The 20,843-nt window shown below is 57.6% G+C and carries 19 protein-coding genes; 7 read left to right on the plus strand and 12 right to left on the minus strand.

Translation table 11 applies throughout. The features are described 5' to 3' along the window. Positions 1–22 precede the first annotated feature (22 nt). Positions 23–1,537 (minus strand): threonine ammonia-lyase, biosynthetic, encoded by a 1,515-nt coding sequence (ilvA, locus tag CKW31_RS01540; RefSeq protein ID WP_095092602.1) that lies wholly within the window; start codon positions 1,535–1,537, stop codon positions 23–25. A gap of 239 nt (positions 1,538–1,776) precedes the next feature. On the opposite strand from ilvA, the gene rpiA reads away from it, so the two are divergent. Next, a complete protein-coding gene (rpiA, locus tag CKW31_RS01545; protein WP_095092603.1) occupies positions 1,777–2,448 on the plus strand; it encodes a ribose-5-phosphate isomerase RpiA in 672 nt (223 codons plus the stop codon). A gap of 122 nt (positions 2,449–2,570) precedes the next feature. Here rpiA and CKW31_RS01550 read toward each other — a convergent pair whose 3' ends face one another. The 4 genes from CKW31_RS01550 to CKW31_RS01565 form a co-directional block, all read right to left on the minus strand. After that, on the minus strand, positions 2,571–3,473 hold the full coding sequence (locus tag CKW31_RS01550; RefSeq protein WP_095092605.1) for an SdiA-regulated domain-containing protein: 903 nt from the start codon (positions 3,471–3,473) through the stop codon (positions 2,571–2,573). Between the two features lie 187 nt (positions 3,474–3,660). Beyond that, entirely contained in the window at positions 3,661–4,581 is a 921-nt protein-coding gene (locus tag CKW31_RS01555; protein WP_095092606.1) for an SdiA-regulated domain-containing protein, read from the minus strand. A gap of 176 nt (positions 4,582–4,757) precedes the next feature. After that, a complete protein-coding gene (locus CKW31_RS01560; RefSeq protein ID WP_087265896.1) occupies positions 4,758–5,423 on the minus strand; it encodes a fumarylacetoacetate hydrolase family protein in 666 nt (221 codons plus the stop codon). A gap of 52 nt (positions 5,424–5,475) precedes the next feature. After that, a complete protein-coding gene (locus CKW31_RS01565; RefSeq protein WP_095092608.1) occupies positions 5,476–6,870 on the minus strand; it encodes an FAD-binding oxidoreductase in 1,395 nt (464 codons plus the stop codon). Positions 6,871–7,039: 169 nt separating this feature from the next. Here CKW31_RS01565 and serA point away from each other — a divergent pair, with 169 nt between their 5' ends. Next, positions 7,040–8,269, plus strand: coding sequence for a phosphoglycerate dehydrogenase (gene serA / locus CKW31_RS01570; RefSeq protein ID WP_095092609.1), 1,230 nt, complete (start codon positions 7,040–7,042; stop codon positions 8,267–8,269). A 169-nt stretch (positions 8,270–8,438) separates the two neighbouring features. Here serA and CKW31_RS01575 read toward each other — a convergent pair whose 3' ends face one another. Next, the gene (locus CKW31_RS01575) at positions 8,439–8,876 is read right to left on the minus strand and encodes a DUF4399 domain-containing protein (protein WP_095092611.1); all 438 of its coding nucleotides are present in this window, start codon (positions 8,874–8,876) and stop codon (positions 8,439–8,441) included. 298 nt (positions 8,877–9,174) lie between these two features. Beyond that, positions 9,175–9,798, minus strand: coding sequence for a 2OG-Fe(II) oxygenase (locus tag CKW31_RS01580; protein WP_095092613.1), 624 nt, complete (start codon positions 9,796–9,798; stop codon positions 9,175–9,177). Between the two features lie 149 nt (positions 9,799–9,947). On the opposite strand from CKW31_RS01580, the gene CKW31_RS01585 reads away from it, so the two are divergent. The 3 genes from CKW31_RS01585 (at position 9,948) to CKW31_RS01595 (ending at position 11,438) form a co-directional block, all read left to right on the plus strand. Then, on the plus strand, positions 9,948–10,700 hold the full coding sequence (locus tag CKW31_RS01585) for a DUF2059 domain-containing protein (protein WP_095092614.1): 753 nt from the start codon (positions 9,948–9,950) through the stop codon (positions 10,698–10,700). A 130-nt stretch (positions 10,701–10,830) separates the two neighbouring features. Next, on the plus strand, positions 10,831–11,256 hold the full coding sequence (locus CKW31_RS01590) for a hypothetical protein (protein ID WP_095092616.1): 426 nt from the start codon (positions 10,831–10,833) through the stop codon (positions 11,254–11,256). Then, a complete protein-coding gene (locus CKW31_RS01595) occupies positions 11,253–11,438 on the plus strand; it encodes a hypothetical protein (RefSeq protein ID WP_095092618.1) in 186 nt (61 codons plus the stop codon). Before CKW31_RS01590 ends, CKW31_RS01595 begins: the two co-directional genes overlap by 4 nt. A 2-nt stretch (positions 11,439–11,440) precedes the next feature. Here the strand turns inward: CKW31_RS01595 and CKW31_RS01600 are convergent, their stop codons facing one another. Then, the gene (locus tag CKW31_RS01600) at positions 11,441–12,382 is read right to left on the minus strand and encodes an alpha/beta hydrolase (RefSeq protein ID WP_095092620.1); all 942 of its coding nucleotides are present in this window, start codon (positions 12,380–12,382) and stop codon (positions 11,441–11,443) included. Between the two features lie 91 nt (positions 12,383–12,473). On the opposite strand from CKW31_RS01600, the gene CKW31_RS01605 reads away from it, so the two are divergent. Continuing rightward, complete coding sequence (locus CKW31_RS01605) at positions 12,474–13,055, plus strand: DUF6436 domain-containing protein (RefSeq protein WP_095092622.1); 582 nt, start codon at positions 12,474–12,476, stop codon at positions 13,053–13,055. A gap of 309 nt (positions 13,056–13,364) precedes the next feature. Next, complete coding sequence (locus CKW31_RS01610) at positions 13,365–15,755, plus strand: penicillin acylase family protein (RefSeq protein WP_095092899.1); 2,391 nt, start codon at positions 13,365–13,367, stop codon at positions 15,753–15,755. A gap of 952 nt (positions 15,756–16,707) precedes the next feature. On the opposite strand, the gene CKW31_RS01615 is transcribed toward CKW31_RS01610, so the two are convergent. Genes CKW31_RS01615 through CKW31_RS01630 form a run of 4 tightly spaced genes read right to left on the minus strand, consistent with a single transcriptional unit; the run spans position 16,708 to position 20,798 of the window. Then, the gene (locus tag CKW31_RS01615; protein ID WP_095092623.1) at positions 16,708–17,592 is read right to left on the minus strand and encodes an ABC transporter permease subunit; all 885 of its coding nucleotides are present in this window, start codon (positions 17,590–17,592) and stop codon (positions 16,708–16,710) included. Next, positions 17,589–18,509, minus strand: coding sequence for an ABC transporter permease subunit (locus CKW31_RS01620; protein WP_087265878.1), 921 nt, complete (start codon positions 18,507–18,509; stop codon positions 17,589–17,591). The genes CKW31_RS01615 and CKW31_RS01620 overlap by 4 nt, the downstream gene beginning before the upstream one ends. Then, a complete protein-coding gene (gene potA / locus CKW31_RS01625; protein ID WP_095092625.1) occupies positions 18,506–19,648 on the minus strand; it encodes a polyamine ABC transporter ATP-binding protein in 1,143 nt (380 codons plus the stop codon). The genes CKW31_RS01620 and potA overlap by 4 nt, the downstream gene beginning before the upstream one ends. Before the next feature lie 55 nt (positions 19,649–19,703). Then, a complete protein-coding gene (locus CKW31_RS01630; protein WP_095092626.1) occupies positions 19,704–20,798 on the minus strand; it encodes a polyamine ABC transporter substrate-binding protein in 1,095 nt (364 codons plus the stop codon). Positions 20,799–20,843 lie beyond the last annotated feature (45 nt).

Genomic DNA, 20,843 nt, shown 5'->3' on the forward strand with positions numbered 1-20,843 from the left:
CGCTTCTACCGGGATCATTTTATTAGCCCAAAAACAGCTTATACGCCGGGTTCTTGCTCTCATCCCAATACGGGTAGCCAATCTCGGCCAACGCCGCCGGAACCAGGTGCCGTTCTTCCTCTGGCACCACCAGCCCCGCCACCACACGACCATCCGCAGCACCATGGTTGCGGTAGTGGAACATCGAAATCGTCCACTGGCCGCCCAGCTTGTTGAGGAAGTTGAACAGCGCGCCCGGACGCTCCGGGAATTCGAAGCGGAACACCACTTCGTCGCTGACCCGCTCGGCATGACCACCGACCATATGCCGAATGTGAAGCTTGGCCAGTTCGTTGTCGGTCAGGTCGATGACCGGGAAGCCCTGCTCGGTGAGGCTTGAGATCAGGCCCTTACGTGGATCAGTGTCCGGATGCGTCTGCACGCCAACAAAAATGTGCGCCTCGCGGTCGGTGTGATAACGGTAGTTGAATTCGGTGATCTGGCGCTTGCCAATCGCTTCGCAGAACGCCTTGAAGCTGCCTGGCTGCTCGGGAATGGTCACGGCGATGATGGCTTCGCGACCTTCACCCAGCTCGGCGCGCTCGGCCACGTGGCGCAAGCGGTCAAAGTTAACGTTGGCACCTGAATCGATGGCGACAAATGTCTGGCCGCTGACGGCTTCCTGCTCGACATACTTTTTGATCCCGGCAACAGCCAGTGCCCCGGAAGGTTCGGTGATCGAGCGGGTGTCGTCGTAAATGTCCTTGATGGCCGCGCAGATTTCATCGGTGCTGACCGTGATCACTTCGTCGACGTAATGCCTGCAGATGTCGAAGGTGTACTCGCCAATTTGCGCCACAGCCACGCCGTCCGCAAACAGACCGACCTGTTGCAGCACAACCCGCTCGCCGTAGGCCATGGCCTGTTGCAGGCAGTTGGAATCATCCGGCTCAACGCCGATGACCTTGATGTCCGGCCGCAGGTATTTCACGTAAGCCGCGATACCGGCGATCAAACCGCCGCCGCCCACCGGGACAAAAATCGCGTCCAGCGGCCCCTGATGCTGGCGCAGAATCTCCATGGCCACGGTGCCTTGCCCGGCAATCGTGTCTGGGTCGTCATAGGGATGGATGTAAACGAAGCCCATTTCTTCGACGAGTTTCAGCGAATGGGCCAGCGCCTCAGGGAAAGAATCGCCATGCAGCACCACTTTACCGCCCCGGGAACGCACGCCTTCCACCTTGATTTCAGGCGTGGTCTTGGGCATCACGATCGTCGCTGCGACGCCCAGGGTTTTCGCCGCCAGCGCCAGACCTTGCGCGTGGTTACCTGCCGAGGCGGTGACGACACCCCGGGCCAGTTCTTCAGGGCTGAGCTGCGCCAGCTTGTTGTACGCGCCACGAATCTTGAACGAGAACACCGGCTGCAAGTCTTCGCGCTTGAGCAGCACCTGATTGCCAAGCCTTTCGGACAACTGACGAGCGCCCTGCAACGGGGTTTCCACGGCCACGTCGTAGACGCGGGAGGTGAGGATCTTTTTGACGTACTGTTCAAGCATCACGGCGACATCACTGGCGAAAGGGCAAGGACGGGAAGTCTAACCCGCGCCCCGATGCACGACCACACGAATCACGGGGCTTTGGCGCTGGCATGTCGCTATAATGCGCGCCCTTTTACACATTACCGGTAGGAGCGAACTTGTTCGCGAGGCGTTGTGCCTGTGTACGCAGACTTGGCCCCCTCGCGAACAAGTTCGCTCCTACCATACGTGAACAACCCGGCACCCGTGGAGCCCGCATGAACCAGGATCAACTCAAACAAGCCGTGGCGCAGGCCGCTGTGGACTTCATCCTTCCGAAACTGGACGACAAAAGCATCGTCGGCGTCGGTACCGGCTCCACTGCCAACTGTTTCATTGATGCACTGGCCCTGCACAAAGGCGCCTTCGACGGCGCAGTTGCCAGCTCCGAAGCCACTGCTGCACGCCTCAAAGGCCACGGCATCCCGGTTTACGAGCTCAACACTGTCAGCGATCTGGAGTTCTATATCGACGGCGCGGATGAAAGCGACGAGCACCTGAACCTGATCAAAGGCGGCGGTGCAGCATTGACCCGCGAGAAGATCGTTGCAGCCGTTGCCAAGACTTTTATCTGCATCGCTGACGGCAGCAAGCTGGTGCCGGTGCTGGGTGCGTTCCCACTGCCAGTCGAAGTGATCCCGATGGCGCGCAGCCACGTTGCCCGCCAATTGGTAAAGCTGGGCGGCGACCCGGTTTATCGCGAAGGCGTGCTGACCGATAACGGCAACATCATTATTGATGTGCACAACATGAACATCACCAGTCCTGCCGAACTGGAAAGCCAGATCAACGCCATCGTTGGCGTTGTGACCAACGGCCTGTTTGCTGCGCGCCCTGCAGACTTGCTGCTGCTGGGGACGAGTGAAGGGGTGAAGACGCTGACGCGTTGATGCCTTCGCGAGCTTGACGTGGGACCGGCTTTAGCCGGGAAGGGATTGGTACATTCGCTACATCTTTATTGTCAGGAATGTTGCCTTCCCGGCTGAAGCCGGTCCCACGTCAGGCGCGCTGCTCAGGGCTTTTTGAACACATAAAACAGATTCGGCTCGCTCACCAGGTACAGGGTACCTTCGTCATCCATGGCGATACCCTCGGCCTGGGGGACGGTTTTGCCAAGGCCCATTGAGCCCTTGCTCAACGAAACGTTACCCACCGCACGGCCTTTGGTATCGAGCTCAACGATTTGTCGGGACTCATCCGACAGCGCCAGTAAATGCCCGCTACGCTCGTCGAATTGCAGGCTGGAAATGTCCCGCACAAAAATCTCTGCATTACGCTGAGAGTCGGAAGACACCTCTACATTGGGCGTTTCGACGTTGGCATACGGGAAACCGCGCACCTCGATTATCTGGACCGGTCGACGCTCCTTGGCGACAAAAAGGCGCTGGCCTTTCGTGTCATACGCCAAGCCTTCGTAACCGTTGTTATTACCGGAGCCGATACCCAGTGTCAGTTGCTCGGCATCTTTGGCGTCCAGAAAAGTGGTTTCATCATCGACGTGGATCTTGATCAGGCGCTGCTTACGCTCATCGCTAATGACATAAACACCAGGGCTGATGTATTCGACCGCTTCCGAGTCACCGAACCCCGTCAGCGGAATGCGGCGCAGCGTTCTACCATCCAGGCTTAATTCAACCAGTTGGGCGTCTTTGTTAGTCACCGTGAACAGGCTTTTACGATCTGGATCGTAGCTCAGCGCCGACGCATCAGAATCCAGGCCCGCAATGGGTTGAGCTTCTATGACGACTTTATAGCCCCCCAGGCCGATAGCCTGGGCGTCCTCGCCCTGCCACAAAATCCTCCAGTTGAAGGATGCACGCTCAACGACGCGATATTCACGACCCGCAAAAAACGCCAATACAGTGAGAAGAATGAGCAGAGGGATGAGGATTTTTCGGGAGAGAAGCAGGCGCATTCAGGTTGCTCGAGGTTCAGGCGGATAGCATGGATACCATGCGAATATGAATTGAAGCTTAATGGCGGCGAGCCATCACACGCAAATGATCCTGTAGGAGCTGCCGAAGGCTGCGAAGGCGTTTCATCTGATGTACCGCAGTTCGCAGCCTGCGGCAGCTCCTACAGGCAGCTCGACAGAACCTGACCTACTTCTTCTTAAACGAATAAAACAGGTTCGGCTCGCTGACGATGTACAAATTGCCGTCGTCATCAAACGCTACACCTTCAGCGCGTGGAATAGTGTCTTTCAGACCGTTGAATCCACCCAGCAAAGTCATGAAGCTGACCTGTTGGCCGTTTTCATCCAGTTCGAGCAGCATGTGTGAGTCTGCGGACAGGGCCAGGGTGTGCCCGGTACGGGGTTCGACGGTCAATGAAGAGAGATTGCGCATATCCAGAGACTTGCTCTCGACCTTTTGCTTCTCCCCTTTCAAGACGTCGCTACCGTCGCTTTCCCAGGTGAATATCGCAGCGGGGCGTTCTTCCCCCAGCAGCAATTGCTGACGACGCGGATCCCAGGCAGTGCCCTCGAACGCTTTATTCTGGTTATCGGATGGACCGAGGTCGTATTCCCGGAAATCAGCGATATTAAGGGTGGTGGTTTCCGGCGTGACCTTGACGATAGTCAGATGATGCTGGCGCTCATCGCTAATGGCCATGAAGCCATTTTCCATGACGGCAACCGCCTCGGGATTGCTCCACCCAATCAACGGGATCTTGCGCAGCACGTCGCCATTGAGGGTCAATTCGACCAGAAAGGGATTCTTTCCCATGACCGCAAAAAGTGTTTTGGTCACCGGGTTATAAGACACATCCGACGCTTCATCGTCCTCCATGCCTGGAAGCGGTTTGGCGTCAATGTCGACAACGTAGTCCGGCAGCCAGACACTGGCCTCGCGGTTGGCAAGACTTTCGAAACGCTCCCCCAGCCATAGCCGACCACGATCATCCCAATGCATTGCATGGGCAACGCCGCCTGCAATCACCACAACCAGCAACAGCCAGACGTACCAGCGCGGGCGAGGTAGGCGACGTGGCGATTTGGCAGAAGATGACGGGTTGGTCATGAGCGTTCCCAAGTATGGATAACATCCAGTGGCACAGTGCCCCAAGCGGGGAGCTGGAGGCCGGATTATCCAGATCAATTGTGAAAAAAACGCCAATTGACCGATTGAGGCTGCAAAAAACGCAAAAACCGCCTGTGATGCGCATCCCAGACGGTTTTTGGTTACCGCTTAAAAAGTCAGCGAACGCTGCTTTCGAAAGGCTTCTGACCTACCAGTTCCAGTACCAGCTCATCGCCAGCCAAGAGCGGGCCAACGCCTGCCGGAGTGCCGGTCATGATGACGTCACCGGCCTGCAGCGAGAAGCAGGCTGCCATGTGCTGAATCACCGGCACGATAGGATTGAGCATGTCGCGGCTGTTACCGTCCTGGCGGACTTCGCCATTGATGGTCAGACGAATGCCGATGTCGGTCAGGTCGGAGAAGGTTTCAGCCGGAACAAACGGGGCGATAACAGCGGCACCGTCGAAAGACTTGGCTTCTTCCCATGGGTAACCCTTGTCGCGCAGCTTGGTCTGCACGTCACGCAGGGTCAGGTCCAGGCCGGGAGCAAAGCCGGAAATAGCGTCCAGCACTTCTTCACGGGTCGGGTTCTTGGTCAACGGCTTGCCGATCAGCACGACAATTTCCGCTTCGTAGTGCACCGCGCCACGATCAGCCGGAATGGTGAAACCACCTTCCAGCGCAACTACGGCGCTGCCAGGCTTGATGAACAGCAGCGGCTCTGTAGGCACCGCGTTATTCAGTTCCTTGGCGTGCTCGGCGTAGTTACGCCCCACGCATACAGCCTTGCCCATGGGAAAGTGGATGCTCGTTCCGTCGACATACTTATGCTGATAGCTCATGGCGGCTCCTTGGTCTCGTTGTGGTCACGCCACTATAGATAGTGACGGCCAATTAAACAGCGAAGATTTTTCCGGGGTTCATTATGCCGTTGGGATCGAATGCCGCCTTGATGGCTTTCATGTATTCGATTTCCACCGGCGAGCGGCTGTACGTCAGGTAATCACGCTTGGTCATGCCCACACCGTGCTCGGCGGAAATCGAGCCGTTGTACTTCTGCACGGTTTCGAACACCCACTTGTTTACACGGGCGCATTTGACGAAGAACTCTTCCTTGTCGAGCGCCTCAGGCTTGAGGATGTTCAGGTGAAGGTTGCCATCACCGATATGGCCGTACCAGAGCACCTCGAAATCGGGATAGTGCTCGGCAACGATCGCATCAATTTCACCCAGGAACGCCGGCACTTTTGAAACAGTCACCGAGATGTCGTTCTTGTAAGGCGTGAAGTGGGAAATGGTCTCAGAGATGTACTCGCGCAGCTTCCAAAGGTTTTTCAGTTGCTGCTCGCTCTGGCTCATCACGCCATCCAGCACCCAGCCCTGCTCGACGCAATGCTCGAAGATCGCCAATGCTTCATTGGCCAGGTCTTCGGTGGTGGCTTCGAACTCCAGCAGCACATAGAACGGGCAAGGCGTATCAAAGGGCGAAGGTACGTCGCCGCGGGCCATGACGCGGGCAAACGACTTGTCGGAGAAGAACTCGAACGCCGTCAGATCCAGCTTGCCGTGGAAGGCGTGCAGCACCGGCATGATCGAGTTGAAATCAGCAGTGCCCAGCACCATCGCGGTCAGGTTCTTGGGAGCGCGGTCAAGGCGCATGGTCGCTTCGACGACAAAGCCCAGCGTACCTTCGGCACCGATGAACAACTGGCGCATGTCGTAACCGGTGGCGTTCTTGATCAGGTCCTTGTTCAGCTCAAGGATGTCGCCCTTGCCAGTCACCACTTTCAGGCCCGCGACCCAATTGCGGGTCATGCCGTAGCGAATGACCTTGATCCCGCCAGCATTGGTGCCGATGTTGCCGCCAATCTGACTGGAACCCGAGGATGCAAAATCCACCGGGTAGTAAAGGCCGTTTTCTTCCGCGAGGCTCTGCAGTTGCCTGGTGATTACGCCGGGTTGAACGCGAGCCGTGCGCTCGGTGACGTTCAGCTCCAGCACCTGATTCATGTAATCGAACGAAACCACCACTTCACCATTGACCGCCACGGCCGCCGCCGAAAGCCCGGTTCTGCCGCCAGATGGCACCAGCGCGACCTTGCGTTCGTTGGCCCACAGGACGATGGCCTGAACCTGCTCGACAGTCTTGGGAAAGACAATGGCAACGGGCGCAGGTGTGAATTGTTTGGTCCAGTCCTTGCCGTAAGTCTCAAGGGATGCGGCATCGGTCAGCACTTTTCCAGGCTCAACCAGGGTCTTCAGTTCATCTACCAGCGCAGAATGGATCATCGACGGAACTCTCGAACAATTCATGGTCATCCTGAGAACGCTTCACGTCCAGGAATGGGGTTTAGCGGGGTGCATATGCTAGCATACGCCCCCCGCCAATCGAGCTGACGGCCCGATTCGCGACCGCTTCACTTACTGCCAAATTTCTCCGGGACACAGGTTAAAGCAGATGAGCAAGACTTCCCTCGACAAGAGCAAGATCAAGTTCCTTCTTCTCGAAGGCGTCCATCAATCCGCTGTGGATGTCCTCAAGGCAGCCGGTTATACCAGCATCGAGTACCACACCAAGTCTCTGCCGGAAGCCGAACTGAAAGAAAAGATCGCCGACGCTCACTTCATCGGCATCCGTTCTCGCACCCAGCTGACAGAAGAAATGTTCGATCACGCGAAGAAACTGGTCGCGGTCGGCTGCTTCTGCATCGGTACCAACCAGGTTGATCTGGACGCGGCTCGCGAGCGCGGTATCGCGGTGTTCAACGCGCCGTACTCCAACACTCGCTCGGTCGCCGAACTGGTCCTGGCTGAAGCGATCCTGCTGCTGCGCGGCATCCCGGAGAAAAATGCATCCTGCCACCGTGGCGGCTGGATCAAAAGCGCTGCCAACTCGTTCGAAATCCGTGGCAAGAAACTGGGCATCGTCGGCTACGGTTCGATCGGTACCCAGTTGTCTGTACTCGCCGAAAGCCTCGGCATGCAGGTGTTCTTCTTCGATCCGCTGACCAAGCTGCCACTGGGTAATGCCACTCAGGTACCAAGCCTGAACGAGCTGCTGGGCATGGCCGACATCGTGTCTCTGCACGTGCCTGAACTGCCGTCCACCCAAATGATGATTGGCGAGAAAGAAATCCGCGCCATGAAAAAGGGCGCCATCCTGATCAACGCCGCTCGCGGCACGGTCGTGGACCTCGACGCACTGGCTGACGCCATCAAGGACAAGCACCTGATCGGCGCCGCTATCGATGTGTTCCCGGTTGAGCCTCGCTCCAACGACGACATCTTCGAAAGCCCGCTGCGCGGCCTGGACAACGTGATCCTGACCCCGCACATCGGTGGTTCGACCGCCGAAGCACAAGCCAACATCGGTCTGGAAGTGGCTGAGAAGCTGGTCAAATACAGCGACAACGGTACGTCGGTGTCTTCGGTCAACTTCCCTGAAGTGGCCCTGCCTGCTCACCCTGGCAAGCACCGCCTGCTGCACATCCACGAGAACATCCCGGGCGTGCTGATGGAGATCAACAAGGTCTTCGCCGAAAACGGCATTAACATCTCCGGTCAGTTCCTGCAGACCAACGAGAAAGTCGGTTACGTGGTCATCGACGTCGATGCCGAGTATTCCGATCTGGCCCAGGAAAAGCTGCAACACGTCAAAGGCACGATCCGTAGCCGCGTGTTGTTCTAAGCGTTTCTGGCTCAACAAAAAGGAGACCTTCGGGTCTCCTTTTTTTGTGAGTATTGGCCTATACCTGTAGGAGCTCACGAGCACCGCGAGGCAGCGATAGCGGTATTCCTGACACACCGCTATCGCTGCCTCGCGGTGCTCGTGAGCTCCTACAGGATTCTTGCTAACCTCAGCGAACATTCACCCTGATCACCTTCGACTCAACCGAAGGGTTCAGCGGAATGTGGCTCTTGTCGCCGACCAACAACTGCAGGGTGTGCGGGCCGGGCGGCAGGGTGATTTCGGTTTCGGTCTGCCCTTTACCAAAATGACGAATGTTGTCGGTCATCGGCAGCGGTGCATTGAGGTCCGGCTGGTCTTTGACGTCGATCAGCAAGTGATGGTGGCCGGTTTCGGGAATGTCCACGCCAGCAGGCGCAACACCCATGCCTTTGAGGCCAAACTGGACCTTGAACGTCCCCGGCACCGTCGCGCCGTCTTTAGGCGAAATGATGTACACCTCGGCACCGGCGGGTGATGGCGTGCGTGGAACGTCGGCAGCACTGGCCATCAACGACACCCCGAACAGCAGGCCTGCGAGGGCAGTTTTTGCAAAAAGGGTTTTCATGGGTTCTCCCGTTTTTATAGGCACCAGCGATCAGCCTTTGAGTGACATGCCTACTACCATAGCGCGGTGGTGAGTTACTGGTTTGAAGAACCGGGTTTTATGAAAAAGATTTCATTTCTACAGATAAGCAATGCGCCGTAGAGCTAACGACGCAGGACCTGTAGTTCGCGAAAGGCGGCGGCGAACCGGTAAACCGCCTCGCCAACAAGTTGCCTCCTACCTGACACGGTGCTAACAGGTAGGAGCGAACTTGTTCGCGAGGCACCGCGAATGACGCAACGCGCATCACTCTCGCCGCCTAAAAAACCCCATCCCCACGCCGACGAAACCAGCCGGTCAGGGACAGCCGATCACGGCTGGCAGGCATCACTTCGTGAGGGATATCACCAGACATGAATACCACCAGGCAGCCGCCGGTTGGCTGCACGTCGTATTCCACCCCGTCATCAAGGAACATGCGCAGTTGCCCACCATGCTCCGGCAGCCAGGCGTTGTTTAGATAAACCACTGCTGAAACCATACGCCGGTCATCGTCGCGGAAGCGATCCACATGCTTGAGATAGAACGCCCCTGGCGGATACAACGCGAAATGGCTTTCAAAGTCTTCCAGCCCCAGAAACAAACCGCGATTCAGGGCCTGACGCAGGCTGTCCATCAATCCCAGATAACGATCACAAGGCCCAGACTGCCCAGCCTCCAGCCACTGGATATGATCGCCACGAATCCCTTCACGGATCTCTTGAAATGGCCCGCGGCCAACAGCAGCAGGTGCGAGCTCACCTTCGGCGGCACGCGTGCGGCACTCGTCGGCCAGCTCAAGCGTCAGGCTTTCAGGCAGGAAAATATTTTGCTGCGACCAGCCGCGGGCAGCGAGGTCGTCGACGATTCGAAGCAGCAGCGGATGATCAGAGGCGATTTGCATGGCGCATAGTATCCAGCCGCCCGAGAATCGGGAAGCCTGCGCACTCGACTGATCGCCAGGTGAATGAAATTTCACCGGGGCGGCGAACTCATAACTCGACAAAGCCCCGTAACCACCGGGACAATAGCGGCCTGCCGACAGGAGTCCCTATGCGCCGTTTGTTTGTTGTGTTGTTGATGTTCTGCACGATGCCCGCCTGGGCAGACAGCTATGACCAGTTGTACAAGGTCGCCGGCTGGCCAGAACAGCGCGCGCATTTCAACGACGCTCTTAAAGCGGCTCAACAACGCTATCGCAACAGCCTCCCACCGGCGGTATTTCAAGCGTTGGTGAGCAACAGCAATCAGCGTTTCGCCCCTCAAGCCATGGACCAACGCGCTGAAAAGCGCCTGCGCGAAAGTCTGCGCAACCCCGCCCCTGCGCTGCAGTTCTTCCAGTCTCCGCTGGGGCGCAAGATCGTCAACGCCGAATTGACCGCCACCCGCCCTGACCAGTTGGCAAAAAATGCCAAAGGCCTGCCACAAATCCAGGCCGACGCCACCCGCCAGCTGTTGATCGGTCACTTGGCCCAAGCGCTACCCGCCAAGCAGGCAGGGGCTGAAGTCAGCCTGGCGATTGCCGGTGTGGCCGCCGACAGCCTGAGTCAGATGATTCCCGGATTGCTGGGCGGCGGTCAGGCTCAAGGCATGCTCGACGGACAGCGCGAACGCCTGATGGCGCAGATCGAGGCAGACATGAATAACACCCTGCTCTACGTCTACCGCGATCTTTCCGATCCGGAACTGGAAGAGTTTTCTACGTTTGCTGAATCAGCCGACGGCAAGGCTTACTACCAGGCCGCCTTGGCAGCGATACGCGCCGGGCTGGCCGTTGGGCAAAGCTCGTCGAGCCTTGCACCTTAAGCACCCCGTTCGCAGCGTGCCGATGACAAGACAAAGTGCCTCGCCTGTGAACCAGATGCGCACCTCGTGACTCCAAGATTCGCCTCTTTATATTCGCCTCTCAAACACTGCAAAAAATGGAGTTTTTGGAATGTCAGAATTCTATAAATACTTTAAAGAGAATATGGATGCCCTCGGGCTGGCGGCACCGGAAACATTGTTCGCCAACGCGACTACCGCACTTGCCACCGCCACGACACTCGCGACCCAGATCGACAAGTTCGGCAAAGGCGTCACGGTGATGGAAGTCATAGGCGCCGGTACTCGACTGGAAAAACTGGCCGTCGTGGGGGCATGCTCTGCCGCCTACTATGCCGGGGCCGTCGTAGGCAGCATTGCTGTTGCCCTGGGCCGAACCCTCGCAGGCGGGACATCGCTGGCTGACGTACTGCTGACGGCAAGCAGGAATAATCTCGACCGGGACTGGCTAAGGACGTGCATACACATGCATCCGGGTATCTACAAAACCGACCATCCCGGCAGAATGCTTCCCCAGCACTGGCAGTACACAGCATGAAAGATTCCGCACTTCTGCTGATCTGTGGCCTGGGCATGTCACTGCTTGCATGGGCAATCCTGCATTACCTGGATAAGGATGCCTTTACGGTAATCACCAGTGTTGTGATGATTTCCCTTGCGGTGGACAACTATCGCCTGCGCCGTACCCTGGCCAAAACCCGCAGCCCCGTCGCCAAATAGGCTCAGCGCATCTGGCGGTCCAGAAACGCGAAATAAAGTGCGCGGAACTCGGGCAGCTCGTTCGCCAGATGATGGCGCGCATGCTCGATCATCAGCACTTTTGGCTCGGCGAATTTCTCGTTGAGTACCGTCAGGTTATGACGCCAGTCAACGGTCATGTCGGCGTCCCCCTGGATAATGATCGGGCTGCGCGGGCTTGAAGGTGCGGACTCGATACGCTTGATCCAGCGCGCCAGTGCGCCGACCCAGGCAGTCGGCAAACGACGTGGCTGCAAGGGATCTGCCAACAGAAACGGTAGAAACGCCGGGGCGTTGGAGTTTTCGCTGAAGCGCCGGGCGATACCCGTGATGAAGGGATTGAGCAGGTGATAGCTCAGCTTTGACCAACCCCATGCCCGAGGCCTGACCAGCGGCGCAAGCAGGATGACCTGACCTTGAGCGGGACTTTCAACGCCATGATCAAGCAGATGGTCGATCAGAATCGCGGCCCCCGTGCTTTGTCCGCAAAGGTGCCACGGCGTAGGCAACTGCAGTCCGCGGGCTTCTTCGAACAGGCGTTGCAGGACGACCTGATACTCCGCGAAGTCGTTGATGCTGGCCCGCGGACCACTCGACAAGCCGTGTCCGGGCAAATCACAGGTGATCACTGCAAAGCCTTTGCTCAGCGCCCATTCGATCACATGCCGGAACAGGCCCATGTGGTCATAAAAACCATGCATGCAAAACAACGTCGCCACGGGCTTATCCGGAATCCAGACCTGCCCGACAATCTCATAACCACCCACATCCATTCTGCCCAGCCAGGTGCGCAGCGGACGCTCCAGACCCAATCTGTCCAGCACGTAAAATCGCTGGTAAGCCGCGCCCTCAGCAGACAACGGCTGGGCGGCACTGAGCGGTTGCAGGCTGTTGCGCAGTGCTTCGGGGTCGAACGTGGCAGACATGAGGTTTCCGGTGGGACGATAGACTGTGCTGCGATATTCAGCTGTATCCCGAAACATGGCAACCCAGCCCCCTCAAACAGATGCGTTTGAAATGAAATCCTTACACCGCAGCACGCTCGTCGCAGGCCTGATCGCGATTCTCTGCGCAGGGCTTTTGTGGGCTGGCTATGACTGGTTTCAAAGTCGCTATTTGCGGCCATTCAGTGATCAAGCCGCATTCTTTAATGGCGACACGCTCGGCCTGCCCAGCGAACTGGCAGGTCCGGGAAGGGTGCGAGTGGTGCACTTCTGGGACCCCGCCTGCCCTTGCAACGTTGGCAACCAACAGCATCTTGTCGAGTTGATCGAGCATTTTGGTGGGCTGGGTGGCGTGGACTTTTATGCGGTGCAAAAAACCGGCAGCCACGGTCAACTCCCTTCCACCTTAAGCGTTATCAAGCCGCTGACGCACTTGCAGGGAGCCGAAAACATCAGCGTCAGCCCTGCGGTGGCGATCTGGGATAGAGAGGGCAAACTGGCCTATTTCGGGCCATACAGCGAAGGCTTGACGTGTAACTCGAGCAACAGTTTTATCGAGCCCATCCTGCAAGCACTGACTGTGGGACGAACCGTGGATGCGACACACACCATGGCGGTGGGTTGCTATTGCGGGTGGAACGCAGCCCCCCTGTAGGAGTGAGCTTGCTCGCGATGCATGAGACACGTCTAGAAGCCATACCGCGTCATCGTTTATCGCGGGCAAGCACCGCGGACACACTGATGTTGACGTGGGACCGGCTTCAGCCGGGAAGGCTGCCTATCAGATGCCACATATTCAGCGGCTGTCCCGGCCTCTTCCCGGCTAAAGCCGGTCCCACGTCGTCACATTGGCTTGCGGCCAAACATAGAATCTTCCACGGGAATTCATTTCAAATGTGAAGCGATGCGTCTGGCCATCCAATATGCCTACAATCGCGCCTTGTCGCCTTATCTGAGAAGCCGGATGAAACGCAGCCTGTCTATCCTTGTATTCATCATCGCCCTCGTCATTGGCGCAGGTGCGTGGTATCTGCACAGCAAGCAACCCCAGCGTGACGGTCAGATCTCCCTCGCCCACCTTCAGGCGCCCGTCAGCGTTCGCTACGACGAACGCGGCGTGCCACATATCCGCGCCGAGAACGAAGCCGATCTGTATCGCGCACTGGGTTATGTACAGGCTCAGGACCGACTGTTCCAGATGGAAATGATTCGTCGCCTGGCCCGAGGTGAACTGGCTGAAGTGCTGGGCCCTAAGCTGGTGGCGACGGACAAGCTGTTTCGCAGCCTGCGTATTCGTGAACACGCCGACGACTACGTTGCCCGCCACAATAAGGACACGCCGACCTGGAAAGCGCTGCAAGCCTACCTCGATGGCATCAATCAGTATCAGGACAGCCACGCCAGACCACTGGAATTCGACGTACTGGGCATCCCCAAACGCCCGTTCACTGCTGAAGACACTCTGAGCGTCGGCGGTTACATGGCCTACAGCTTCGCAGCCGCTTTTCGTACCGAACCCTTGCTGACCTATGTGCGCGACGAATTGGGTGACGACTACCTGAAAGTCTTTGATCTCGACTGGCAGCCTCAAGGTGTTCTCGATCAGCCAACAAGGCTCTCAACCAGCGACTGGAAAAACCTCAACCAGCTCGCCTACCTGAGCAATCAGGCACTTGAACAGGCGGGTTTACCCCAGTTCGAAGGCAGTAATGCATGGGCTGTTTCCGGCAACAGAACCCAAAGCGGCAAGCCGTTACTGGCGGGCGATCCACACATCCGTTTCTCGGTACCGTCGGTGTGGTATGAAGCGCATCTGTCCGCGCCGGGCTTTGAGCTGTACGGCCATCATCAGGCGCTCAATCCGTTTGCGTCGCTGGGCAATAACATGGACTTCGGCTGGAGCCTGACCATGTTCCAGAACGATGACCTGGACCTTATCGCCGAAAAGACCAACCCGGAAAACCCGAATCAAGTCTGGTACCACGGCCAGTGGGTCGACATGACCACTACCGAACAACAGATCGCGGTCAAAGGCGAAGCGCCGGTCACGCTGACGCTGCGCAGGTCGCCTCACGGCCCTATCGTCAACGACGTGATGGGCGTCACCGCAAGCGCCACGCCGGTTGCCATGTGGTGGTCATTCCTGGAGTCGGAGAATCCGATTCTGGAAGGTTTCTACGAAGTAAACCGCGCCGACACGCTGGACAAAATGCGCGCCGCTGCCGAAAAAATTCAGGCGCCGGGGCTGAACATTGTCTGGGCCAATGCCAAAGGCGATATCGGCTGGTGGGCTGCGGCGCAGTTGCCAATCCGCCCGGAAGGGGTCAACCCGAACTACATTCTCGATGGCAGCACTGAGCAAGCCGACAAACTGGGCTTTTACCCCTTCAGCGCCAACCCGCAGGAAGAAAACCCCGCACGCGGCTACATCGTCTCCGCCAACTTCCAGCCCCTCTCGCCCACCGGCATGCAAATCCCCGGTTACTACAACCTGGCTGATCGCGGCCAACAGTTGAATCGGCAGTTAAGTGATACGTCGATCAAGTGGGATCTGGACAACAGTAAAGCGCTGCAGCTGGGCACGACAACTGATTATGCCCATCGGGTTTTAAAGCCTTTGCTACCCATCCTCCGCGAAGTAGTCAGTGATCCGGAAGAGAATGCGCTGGTAGAACGACTCGCCAACTGGAAAGGGGACTACCCAGTGGATTCAGTAGGCGCGACGCTGTTCAACCAGTTCCTTTTCGACCTGAGCGAAGAGGTCTTCCACGATGAGCTTGGGGATGGTCTCTTCGAAACACTGCTATCAACAAGAGTGATTGATGCCGCCCTGCCCCGCGTGGCCGCCGACGCCAGTTCGCCGTGGTGGAACAATCGCAATTCGCCGTTTGAAGAGAACCGCGCCAACACCGTCAAAGTCGCTTGGCACGCTACGGTGTCGCATTTGAAATCCACGTATGGCCTTAACGCGGACGAATGGCGCTGGGGTAAAGCACACACCCTGACCCACGCTCATCCGCTGGGCACGCAAAAGCCGCTGGATCAGCTTTTAAACGTCGGCCCATTCGCAGCGCCCGGCACCCATGAAGTACCCAACAATCTTTCGTCCCGCATCGGACCTGCGCCTTGGCCAGTTACCTACGGCCCCTCAACCCGCCGCCTGATCGACTTCGCCGACCCGGCCCATGCACTGGGCATCAACCCAGTCGGACAGAGCGGCGTGCTGTTTGATAAACACTATTCGGATCAGGCACAGACCTACATCAACGGCGAGTACGTGCCGCAGCATTTGAGCGAAGAGGATGTGGCAAAGAACGCCCATGGCACCTTGAGGCTGGTGCCCCCGGCCCGGTAGGAGCGAACTTGTTCGCGAGGCGATGATCCTGCGTAACAATTACACCGCCTCGCGAACAAGTTCGCTCCTACCGACAATCACCTTACGCGTTAAACCGGCGCAGCATTTGAGCGAAGAGGATGTGGCTAAGAATGCCCAAGGCACCTTGAGGCTGATGCCCCCATCCCGGTAGGAGCGAACTGGTTCGCGAGACGATGATCCTGCGTAAACAGTTACACCGCCTCGCGAACAAGTTCGCTCCTACCGAAATTCACCTTACGCTCTAAACCGGCGCAGCATTTGAGCGAGGAGGATGTGGCTAAGAATGCCCAAGGCACCTTGAGGCTGATGCCCCCATCCCGGTAGGAGCGAACTGGTTCGCGAGGCGATGATCCTGCGTGACAATTACACCGCCTCGCGAACAAGTTCGCTCCTACCGACAATCACCTTACGCGTTAAACCGGCGCAGCATTTGAGCGAAGAGAATGTGGCGAAGCATGCCCATGGCACCTTGAGGCTGATGCCCCCATCCGGGTAGGAGCGAACTTGTTCGCGAGGCAATGATCCTGCGTAACAATTACACCGCCTCGCGAACAAGTTCGCTCCTACCGACAATCACCTTACGCGTTAAACCGGCGCAGCATTTGAGCGAAGAGGATGTGGCGAAGAACGCCCAAGGCACCTTGAGGTTGGTGCCCCCGGCCCGGTAGGAGCGAACTTGTTCGCGAGACGATGGTGCTGCGTAAACAGTTACACCGCCTCGCGAACAAGTTCGCTCCTACCGACAATCACCTTACGCGTTAAACCGGCGCAGCATTTGAGCGAAGAGGATGTGGCGAAGAATGCCCAAGGCACCTTGAGGCTGATGCCCCCATCCCGGTAGAAGCGAACTTGTTCGCGAGGCGACGGTGCTGCGTAAACAGTTACACCGTCTCGCGAACAAGTTCGCTCCTACCGACAATCACCTTACGATTTAAACCGGCGCAGCCGCGCGGCGTGGGTCGGGCTGTTTGTAGTTATCAGCCGCGCTTTCTTCGATGGCTTGCTGGATGGCTTTCTTGCGCTGTTGCTCGGCACGGCGGGTGAAGAACCAGACCAGGAAGGTCGCGCACGAAACGGCCAGCAGAATCAGGCTCGCGACGGCGTTGATTTCCGGCTTCACGCCCAGACGCACGGCGGAGAAGACTTCCATCGGCAAGGTCGTTGAACCCGGACCAGAAACGAAGCTCGCCAGTACCAGGTCGTCCAGCGACAGCGCGAAGGACATCATGGCCCCCGCTGCCAGCGAAGGCGCGATCATCGGGATGGTGATCAGGAAGAACACCTTCCATGGCCGCGCACCGAGATCCATGGCGGCCTCTTCGATGGACAGGTCCAGTTCACGCAAGCGTGCCGAAACCACGACCGCCACATAGGCGGCGCAGAACGTGGTGTGGGCGATCCAGATGGTGACGATGCCGCGCTCCTGCGGCCAGCCGATCAACTGCGCCATGGCCACGAACAGCAGCAACAGCGACAGACCGGTAATCACTTCAGGCATCACCAGCGGCGCTGTCACCAGCCCACCGAAAAATGTGCGGCCTTTGAAGCGCGTGATGCGGGTCAACACGAACGCTGCCATGGTGCCCAGCGCTACCGCTGCAATCGCCGTATACGTGGCGATTTCCAGTGAGCGCATCACCGAGCCCATTAGTTGCGAGTTATCCAGCAAACCGACATACCAGTGCACAGACCAACCACCCCAGACCGTGACCAGTTTGGACGCGTTGAACGAGTAGATGACCAGAATCACCATCGGCGCGTAGATGAACAGCAGGCCCAGGACCAGCATCATGTTCGAGAATCGAAAGCCTCTCATGCCCTGCCCTCCAGCTCTTTGGCCTGACTGCGGTTAAACAGAATGATCGGCACGATCAGGATCAACAGCATGATCACCGCCAATGCCGAAGCCACCGGCCAGTCACGGTTGTTGAAGAACTCTTGCCACAACACGCGGCCAATCATCAGGGTTTCCGGACCACCCAGGAGTTCAGGAATGACGAACTCGCCGACCACCGGAATGAACACCAGCATGCAGCCCGCAATCACGCCGTTCTTGGACAGCGGCACGGTGATTTTCCAGAAGCTGTTGAAGTTACTCGAGCCCAGGTCAGACGCCGCCTCAAGCAGGCTCGGGTCATGTTTGACCAGGTTGGCGTACAGCGGCAGGATCATGAACGGCAGGTACGAATACACCACGCCTATATAGACGGCCAGGTTGGTATTGAGGATCTGCAGCGGCTCGTCGATGAGGCCGAGCCACATCAGGAACGCATTGAGCAGACCGTTGTTGCTGAGGATACCCATCCATGCGTAGACCCGGATCAGAATCGCGGTCCAGGTCGGCATCATGATCAACAGCAACAGCACGGTTTGCAGCTCCTTGCGTGCGGTTGCAATGGCATAGGCCATCGGGAAGCCGATCAGCAAGCACAGCAACGTGCTGAAGAACGCCATTTTCAGCGAACCGAGATACGCCGAAATGTACAGGTCATCGCCTGTCAGCAGCGCGTAGTTGGCGAAGTTGAGGATGACCTCGAACTTCTGCTCGGCGTAGCTGAAGATTTCCGTGTAGGGCGGAATCGCTACGTCGGCTTCGGCGAAACTGATCTTGATAACGATCAGAAACGGCAAGGCAAAGAACAGGAACAGCCAGAGGAACGGTGCCCCGATGACCAGTTGCCGGCCATTGGGGGTTATCCGGTTCAAGGCGCGCTTGATTTTGCGTATCTTCATGAGCGCAATACCACGCCGCTGTCGTCTTCCCACCAGACAAACACTTCATCGCCCCAGGTCGGCCGGGTGCCTTGACGCTCGGCGTTGGCAACGAATGACTGCACCAGCTTGCCGCACGGCAGTTGTACGTAGAACACCGAATGGCCGCCCAGGTACGCGATGTCGTGGACTTTGCCACGCGACCAGTTGTATTCGAATGCTGGCTGTTCGGTGGTGACCAGCAACTTCTCTGGACGCAACGCGTAAGTGATGTGCTTGTCTTCCACGGAGGTTGTCACGCCGTGGCCAACGTAGATATTGCGTTCCAGCTCGGGGCTTCGAATCAGGGCATGGCCTTCCATGTCCTCGATCACTTCGCCTTCGAACAGGTTGACGTTACCGATGAATTCGCAGACCAGACGGCTGGTCGGGGTTTCGTAGATGTCGATCGGGCTGCCAATCTGAGCGATCCAGCCCAGGTGCATGATCGCGATGCGTTCAGCCATAGTCATGGCTTCTTCCTGGTCGTGGGTCACCATCACACAGGTCACGCCGACCCGCTCGATGATTTCCACCAGTTCCAGTTGCATCTGCGAGCGCAGTTTCTTGTCCAGCGCGCCCATGGGTTCGTCGAGCAACAGCAGCTTGGGCTTCTTCGCCAGGGAACGAGCCAGCGCTACCCGCTGACGTTGACCGCCGGACAGTTGATGAGGCTTGCGACGCGCGTACTGGGTCATCTGCACCAGCTTGAGCATTTCCGCCACGCGTTCGGTGATTTCCGACTTGGGCAGTTTGTCCTGCTGCAGACCGAACGCGATGTTCTGCTCCACGGTCATGTGCGGGAACAACGCGTAGGACTGGAACATCATGTTGATTGGACGTTCGTACGGCGGCATGTCGGTAATATCGACGCCATCCAGGAAGATCCGCCCTTCTGTCGGCCGCTCGAAACCGGCCAGCATGCGCAGCAGCGTTGACTTGCCGGAGCCGGAGCCGCCCAGCAAGGCGAAAATCTCGCCCTTGTTGATTTGCAGGGACACGTCGTCCACGGCAATCGTCTCATCGAATTTCTTCGTGACCCGATCGATCTTGACCAGCACCTGTTTGGGTTGCTGATCGCCTTCGAGTGATTTCTTGTAGGCGCCGGAGGCAACTGCCATGGGTGAAACTCCCAACTGGTTTGCAGCCCGGCCTGCATGACCGGGCGCGAGGTCTTTATTTACCGGACTTGATTCGAGTCCAGCTGCGCGTCATCACGCGCTGAATCTTCGGCGGCAGCTCGGAGTTGACGTACAGGCGCTCTTGCACTTCCTTGGACGGGTAAACCGCCTCGTCCGCGCGAATGTCTTTGTCCATGAACTCGTCGGAAGCAGGGTTCGGGTTGGCGTAACCCACTTCGTCACTGACTTCAGCAATAACTTTAGGCTCAAGCATGTAGTTGATGAACGCGTGAGCCTGCTTGGTGTTTTTCGAGTCCGCCGGTATCGCCAGCATGTCGAACCACAGGTTGCCGCCCTCTTTCGGGATGCTGTAGGCGATGTTCACGCCTTTGCCTGCTTCCTCTGCCCGGGACTTGGCCTGGAACACGTCACCCGAGAAACCGGCCGCCACGCAGATGTCGCCGTTGGCCAGATCGGTGATGTATTTCGAGGAGTGGAAATAGGTCACGTAAGGACGAATCTCCATCAGCTTGGCTTCGGCTTTTTTATAGTCGGCCTCGTTCGTGCTGTTGGGATTCAGGCCCAGGTAATTGAGCATTGCCGGGAGCATTTCATCGGCAGAATCGAGCATGGCTACGCCGCAGCTCTGCAGCTTCTTGATGTTTTCGGGTTCGAACAGCACCGACCAGGAATCGATCTTGTCGACGCCCAACACCGCTTTGACTTTCTCGACGTTGTAACCGATGCCGTTGGTGCCCCACAGATACGGCACGGCGTACTGGTTACCCGGATCGTTTTTCTCCAGACGCTTGAGCAGCGCCGGGTCTAGATTTTTGTAATTCGGCAACTGGCTCTTGTCGAGCTTCTGGAACGCGCCTGCTTTGATCTGTTTGCCCAAGAAGTGGTTGGACGGCACGACAACGTCATAGCCCGTGCGACCCGCAAGAAGCTTGGCTTCCAGGGTTTCGTTGGAGTCGAATACGTCGTACATCGGCTTGATGCCGGTGGTTTTTTCGAAGTCTTCGAGGGTTGTTTTGCCGATGTAATCGGACCAGTTATAAATATGCACGGTGGATGCCGCGTGCGCTGCGACGGTAGCAGTGAGCGTGGCGGCGGCGAGCATGGATTTGGCAAATAAAGAAATAGACACGTGAACAATCCTTTTTGAGGTGGGGTCTGGTGCCCGTGTCGGGAA

It is taken from the genome of Pseudomonas sp. Irchel 3A5 (assembly GCF_900187575.1).
GTDB lineage: Bacteria > Pseudomonadota > Gammaproteobacteria > Pseudomonadales > Pseudomonadaceae > Aquipseudomonas > Aquipseudomonas folii.

What these genes read in the sequence shown, in the direction of transcription:
- ilvA (WP_095092602.1), bottom strand. Translation starts at nt 1,537, where the DNA reads ATGCTTGAACAGTACGTCAAAAAGATCCTCACCTCCCGCGTCTACGAC.
- rpiA (WP_095092603.1), top strand. Translation starts at nt 1,777, where the DNA reads ATGAACCAGGATCAACTCAAACAAGCCGTGGCGCAGGCCGCTGTGGAC.
- CKW31_RS01550 (WP_095092605.1), bottom strand. Translation starts at nt 3,473, where the DNA reads ATGCGCCTGCTTCTCTCCCGAAAAATCCTCATCCCTCTGCTCATTCTT.
- CKW31_RS01555 (WP_095092606.1), bottom strand. Translation starts at nt 4,581, where the DNA reads ATGACCAACCCGTCATCTTCTGCCAAATCGCCACGTCGCCTACCTCGC.
- CKW31_RS01560 (WP_087265896.1), bottom strand. Translation starts at nt 5,423, where the DNA reads ATGAGCTATCAGCATAAGTATGTCGACGGAACGAGCATCCACTTTCCC.
- CKW31_RS01565 (WP_095092608.1), bottom strand. Translation starts at nt 6,870, where the DNA reads ATGATCCATTCTGCGCTGGTAGATGAACTGAAGACCCTGGTTGAGCCT.
- serA (WP_095092609.1), top strand. Translation starts at nt 7,040, where the DNA reads ATGAGCAAGACTTCCCTCGACAAGAGCAAGATCAAGTTCCTTCTTCTC.
- CKW31_RS01575 (WP_095092611.1), bottom strand. Translation starts at nt 8,876, where the DNA reads ATGAAAACCCTTTTTGCAAAAACTGCCCTCGCAGGCCTGCTGTTCGGG.
- CKW31_RS01580 (WP_095092613.1), bottom strand. Translation starts at nt 9,798, where the DNA reads ATGCAAATCGCCTCTGATCATCCGCTGCTGCTTCGAATCGTCGACGAC.
- CKW31_RS01585 (WP_095092614.1), top strand. Translation starts at nt 9,948, where the DNA reads ATGCGCCGTTTGTTTGTTGTGTTGTTGATGTTCTGCACGATGCCCGCC.
- CKW31_RS01590 (WP_095092616.1), top strand. Translation starts at nt 10,831, where the DNA reads ATGTCAGAATTCTATAAATACTTTAAAGAGAATATGGATGCCCTCGGG.
- CKW31_RS01595 (WP_095092618.1), top strand. Translation starts at nt 11,253, where the DNA reads ATGAAAGATTCCGCACTTCTGCTGATCTGTGGCCTGGGCATGTCACTG.
- CKW31_RS01600 (WP_095092620.1), bottom strand. Translation starts at nt 12,382, where the DNA reads ATGTCTGCCACGTTCGACCCCGAAGCACTGCGCAACAGCCTGCAACCG.
- CKW31_RS01605 (WP_095092622.1), top strand. Translation starts at nt 12,474, where the DNA reads ATGAAATCCTTACACCGCAGCACGCTCGTCGCAGGCCTGATCGCGATT.
- CKW31_RS01610 (WP_095092899.1), top strand. Translation starts at nt 13,365, where the DNA reads ATGAAACGCAGCCTGTCTATCCTTGTATTCATCATCGCCCTCGTCATT.
- CKW31_RS01615 (WP_095092623.1), bottom strand. Translation starts at nt 17,592, where the DNA reads ATGAGAGGCTTTCGATTCTCGAACATGATGCTGGTCCTGGGCCTGCTG.
- CKW31_RS01620 (WP_087265878.1), bottom strand. Translation starts at nt 18,509, where the DNA reads ATGAAGATACGCAAAATCAAGCGCGCCTTGAACCGGATAACCCCCAAT.
- potA (WP_095092625.1), bottom strand. Translation starts at nt 19,648, where the DNA reads ATGGCAGTTGCCTCCGGCGCCTACAAGAAATCACTCGAAGGCGATCAG.